This window comes from Weissella sp. DD23 (assembly GCF_001579105.1).
GTDB classification, from domain to species: domain Bacteria; phylum Bacillota; class Bacilli; order Lactobacillales; family Lactobacillaceae; genus Weissella; species Weissella cibaria.
In genome coordinates this window covers 7,158-12,664 of sequence record NZ_KQ970398.1, presented here as the reverse complement: position 1 = coordinate 12,664, position 5,507 = coordinate 7,158, and the positions used below count along the sequence as shown (strand labels likewise).

Genomic DNA, 5,507 nt, shown 5'->3' with positions numbered 1-5,507 from the left:
TTATTTGGCAGCACTGCATGAAAATATCCAGCGCCCCATGGTGATTGTTGGTGACAGTCAGTTCCACGCCGATCAGTTGGCCGAAGATTTAGCAGCGATGGTTGGCGACGAACACGTGGCGGTTTTCCCAACGGAAGAGACGTTATCTGCGGAAATTGCTGTGACGTCTTTGGATACCCGTTTAGCACGTGTGCAAGCATTGCATTTGTTGTTGACGGATCCACAGGCGGTTGTGGTCACCGGTGTTGCCGGGGTGCAACGCTACTTACCACCAGTGGCAACCTTCGCCGCTGCAGCACTTGAAATTGATTTTGATCATGAATATGAATTAGCGGAGTTGCAAGCAACGTTATACCAAATGGGTTATCAACGGAATGGCAGCGTTGAACAGCCAGGTGAATTCGCGGTCCGTGGGTCAATTGTTGATATTTACCCATTGGATGCGGATTATCCGGTGCGCTTGGATTTCTTTGATACGGCGTTGGATTCATTACGTAGCTTTGATGCAGAGACGCAACGCAGTTTGGAAAATCTTGAACACGTGACGATTTTACCCGCAACGGATTTGGTCATTGATGCCGCTGATTTGCAAGCTGCTACGACGCGCTTAGAAGTTGCGATGACGGAAACACGCGATAAGTTAGACGGCGCTGCCAAGCGTCATTTAACGGAAGCACTCGATCCGTTGTTAACGGTGATGGCTCAAGGGGATTTGTTGCCCGAGGTACGCCAATATTTGCATTTACTCTACCCTGATGCGGTAAGTCTGTTAGATTACTTGCCGGCAGACGGTATTGCAGTGTTTGATGACTATCCCCGTGCGCTTGAAAACGCGGGTCAAATGGCATTAGATAACAATAATTGGTGGACCGATCGCTTGGCGGATAATTTGGTTTTGCCAACGGCTGATTTTGGTTGGGAATTGAGCGATTTGGCCCGAGACGTACGCCAAACCAGTTTGGTGTTTTCACCTCTGCAACGTGGTATCGGTCAATTACGGCAAACGAGTTTGACGAATTTGACCGTGCGCCCAGCGCAACAATTTTTTGGTCAAATGCCATTGCTAAAGAATGAAATTGCGCGTTGGCAGAAGCAAAACCAAACAATTTTGTTCCTAACCAATACGCCTGATCGACGGGAAAAGTTGGTTCAAACCCTTAATGATTTTGGGGTGAAGGTGAATGATGTTGCACCAGATGCCTTGGCGCCTGGCCGGACACAGGTCACGACCTTGCCGTTGAGTGCGGGCTTTGAATTGCCGGCTCAAAACTTGGTTGTATTGACTGAACGTGAGCTTTTTCAACAAGTTCGTAAGCGTGCACCTAAGCGCCAAACGTTGTCGAACGCGGAACGCATTAAGAGTTATAACGAACTGAAGCCAGGGGATTATGTGGTTCACATTAATCACGGTGTCGGTGTCTATGAAGGGATGCAGACGATTGAAAATCGTGGGGTGAAGCAAGATTACATCACGATTGCATACCAACAAGATGCGAAAATTTTCATACCGGTCACGCAATTAGACTTGGTGCAAAAGTATGTCGGTGCGGCTGAAAAGGCCCCCAAGATTAATAAACTTGGGGGAACTGAATGGCAAAAGGCGAAAGCTAAGGTTGCTAAGAAGGTTGAAGATATTGCGGACGAGCTGCTTCAGCTATATGCCGAGCGTGAATTGAAGCAAGGCTTCGCTTTTCCTCAAGATGATGATGTGATTCGGGACTTTGAAGATGCCTTTCCATATCCCGAAACACCTGATCAAATTCGCTCAACCCAAGAAATTAAAGCGGATATGGAAAAGACCCGGCCGATGGATCGCCTGTTGGTTGGGGACGTTGGTTTTGGAAAGACAGAAGTTGCGTTGCGTGCAGCCTTTAAGGCAGCCCACGCTGGTAAACAGGTTGCCATGTTGGTGCCAACAACGATTTTGGCGCAACAGCACTACGAATCAATGTTGAATCGCTTTGACGGATTCGGTGTGAATGTGGCGATAATGTCGCGTTTCCAAACCAAGAAACAAATGGATGCAACCAAAGCGGGCTTGAAAGACCACACAATTGACATCGTCGTTGGTACTCACCGGATTTTGTCGAAGGACATGGATTTTGCCGACTTGGGCTTGCTAATCATTGATGAGGAACAACGATTTGGTGTGAAGCACAAAGAACGACTGAAGGCGTTGCAGACCAACGTCGACGTGTTGACGTTAACGGCCACACCAATCCCACGTACTTTGAATATGGCAATGGTCGGTGTGCGTGACTTGTCTGTCATTGAGACGCCACCGGCCAATCGTTACCCAATTCAAACGTATGTGATGGAGCAAAATGGCCGCGTAACGGCAAGCGCAATCGAACGTGAGATGTCTCGTGGTGGGCAAACGTACTATTTGCATAATCGTGTTGAAGACATTGCGCAGGTGGCGGGGATGATTGAATCGCTGGTGCCAGAAGCGCGCGTGGGTTATATCCACGGTCAAATGACAGAAGCGCAAATGGAAGGTATTCTGGTTGATTTTATTAATCGTGAGTACGACGTGTTGGTAACGACAACCATCATCGAAACTGGGGTCGATATTCCAAATGCGAATACGTTGTTCGTTGAAAACGCTGATCACATGGGCTTGGCACAACTGTACCAGCTCCGTGGCCGTGTCGGCCGTTCGAACAACATTGCGTATGCCTACTTTACGTACCCTGGTACACGCTCGTTGAATGAAGAGTCAGAGAAACGTTTGACCGCCATCCGTGATTTCACAGAGTTGGGCTCAGGTTTTAAGATTGCGATGCGTGATTTATCAATTCGTGGGGCTGGTGATTTGCTTGGACAGTCACAACACGGCTTTATTAATGCGGTTGGGTATGATCTGTACACGCAAATGTTGAACGAAGCAGTCGCTGAGAAACAGGGTAAGCGCAAAAAGAGTTTTGATGCTGAGTTGGATGTACAGGTTGAAGCCTACTTGCCAACTGATTATGTCGCTGATGGACCACAAAAGATTGATCTCTATCAGCGTATTCGCAAGGCCAAGACGACCGCGGCGTTCGAAGAAATTGAAGACGATTTGTTGGATCGCTTCGGTGAATTGCCGGAAGCGGCCCAACGCTTGTTGCTAGTTGGTCGTGTTAAGGCAGCTGCTGATCGCGCCGGTTTGGCAACGTTGCGTCGAGACTTCAAACGACAAAACGTGTTGTTAGTGAACTTCGATCCACGTGCGTCAGTGACGGCAGATACTTTCCAAAAGGCGTTGACGTTGGCAAAGGTGCGTGGGCAAGTCAAGCAGGATGCGCCAGTTCAAGCCGAGATTCCAATTCAACCAAACCAAACGGCTGAAGATTGGCTATTTGGTTTGCTAACGTTATTCAATTTGTTAGCGCCAGAAGAGACGGTGACAAATGAGCAAAAGTAGTCAAAATTTAATGGCGGGCGCCGGTGTCTTGGCAGCCGCTGGATTAGTTGCTAAGGTGTTGAGCGCGATTTACCGGGTGCCGTTCCAAAATTTGGTGGGTAATACTGGTTTTTATGTGTATCAACAAGTTTATCCAATCTATGGTATCGGCATGGTGTTAGCGCTGAGTGGCTGGCCATTGTTTATATCAAAAATTATTACGGAACAGCCAGACGATGCGCATCAACAACTGGTAGCGCGGCGTTTATTTTGGTCGTTAGTCGGGATTAGTGCGGTCCTCTTTACAATTGTCTTTGGCGGTGCGCCAGCGCTGGCTTTGGCGATGGGGGGCAATATTCGTCTAACACCAGTAATCCGCGCGGTTGCATGGATGTTTTGGTTTATGCCATTTTTGGCAGTTGGTCGCGGTTTTGCGCAAGGCCAACGCAATATGATTCCAACAGCCACATCGCAGGTAGTTGAGCAGATTGTCCGTGTGGCAATTATCATCGGGGTTGCCTGGTGGGGTGTTCACACGGGATGGTCAGATTACCGAATTGGTGAATGGGCCACGTTTGGCGCGACCATTGCTGGATTGGCGGCGACCTTGTTTTTGGTACGAACACTACGGGGTGTGTGGCAACAGCCGATTACGTTGACTGTTAAGCAAGATAAAACGATTACCTGGCGCCACCTATTCAAGCGCTTATGGTTTGAAGGCGGGCTGTTGGCATTGTTAGCAGCACTGTTAGTGTTACTGCAATTGGTGGATTCGTTTTCGACCAAGGCCTTGTTAGAAACGTTTGGTTTATCGGCGACCAAAGCCGAATATACAAAAGGGGTCTACGATCGTGGCCAACCATTAGTACAATTGGGGATGGTCCTAGCGACGGGATTGAGTACGTCGCTGTTGCCAGCACTCCGCCAGCATTTTGTGCGCCAAGATAACGTAGCGTTACGTCATGATTTTCAGTTAACGATGCGTTTGGCGATTATCTTGTCCGGAGTCTCAGCGATTGGCTTAGTTGCGGTGATGCCCGCGGTCAATCAGCTGTTGTTTGGTTCCCGCGAAGGTAGCGCTGCTTTGTCATGGTTTGTGTTGGCGATTGTGCCGGCGACGTTGATGACCATTGCAACGAGTGCCTTACAAAGTTTTGATCGCACCCGGGGGCTCATTTGGTTTGTCTGGGTGACGATGACGGTTAAGGCTGGCCTGAATGTATGGTTAATTCCACACTGGGGCATAACTGGCGCGTCAATCGCCACAACAGTCGCGCTTTTACCGATTTTGGGGTATGCTTTACTACGATTACCACGGACTTTGTGGCAAGGGTGGTTACCGCAAAATTGGTGGCTAAAATTATTTGGGACGTTAGTGGTTACTGGCGTCTTCGCCAAAATGGCAACCCTGGTCAGTGATAACCTGTTCGGTGTATCGCGTGGGGCAAGCGTTCTAACGGCTGTGGTGGCCGTTATTGTTGGGGCCGTTGCTTTCGTAGTGATGGTGGCAACGACAGATTTGTTAACCACGGAAGAGTGGGAGGCGTTGCCAAAGGGTGACCGCCTATATGCAATATTGAAACGAGGAAAAGAATAATGCGTTTAGATAAGTATTTGAAGGTATCACGTCTAATTAAGCGTCGTACGGTTGCGAAGGAAATCTCAGACCAAGGTCGTATTGATATCAACGGCAAGACGGCCAAGTCATCAAGCGATGTTAAGGCTGGGGATGAATTGACGATTCGTTTTGGTAACAAGACATCAATCATGAAGGTTGAGAGTACCAAGGAGACGGTTCGTAAGGAAGAAGCTGAACACATGTACAGCATTGTATCAGAGTCATACGAACAAAACTTCAACGAAGAAGCATAATTGACAGTTGTGAGAAAAAAGCACCGCATTTGCGGTGCTTTTTGTGTCTAAACTATGTGTGGATTAAGGTGGGATAACTCTGTGGATAACTATCCGTTAGGTTTTGATACGAAAATGTTAAGGAAAGGTAATTACGCTTAAGAAAAGCCTACTTGTACTGTACAGTGTAAAACGTAAAGGTATCGAGAAAAAGAATTGTCTATCAATAACGTTGCCAATCAGACAGTAGGGGGTCAGCGGCATGATGTCT

Annotated in this window: 3 protein-coding genes; all 3 read left to right on the top strand. The window is 48.1% G+C overall.

All coding sequences use genetic code 11. From position 1 onward, the window contains the following. The coding region (gene mfd, locus WEIDD23_RS10425; RefSeq protein WP_242865512.1) for a transcription-repair coupling factor at positions 1–3,406 on the top strand (3,406 nt) is incomplete at its 5' end. Then, complete coding sequence (locus WEIDD23_RS10420) at positions 3,393–4,982, top strand: polysaccharide biosynthesis protein (protein WP_010373883.1); 1,590 nt, start codon at positions 3,393–3,395, stop codon at positions 4,980–4,982. The genes mfd and WEIDD23_RS10420, both read left to right, overlap by 14 nt. After that, a complete protein-coding gene (locus tag WEIDD23_RS10415) occupies positions 4,982–5,257 on the top strand; it encodes an RNA-binding S4 domain-containing protein (protein WP_010373881.1) in 276 nt (91 codons plus the stop codon). Before WEIDD23_RS10420 ends, WEIDD23_RS10415 begins: the two co-directional genes overlap by 1 nt. Positions 5,258–5,507: the final 250 nt, after the last annotated feature.

Coding starts and splice junctions, on each gene's coding strand:
- WEIDD23_RS10420 (WP_010373883.1), top strand. CDS start 3,393: ATGAGCAAAAGTAGTCAAAATTTAATGGCGGGCGCCGGTGTCTTGGCA.
- WEIDD23_RS10415 (WP_010373881.1), top strand. CDS start 4,982: ATGCGTTTAGATAAGTATTTGAAGGTATCACGTCTAATTAAGCGTCGT.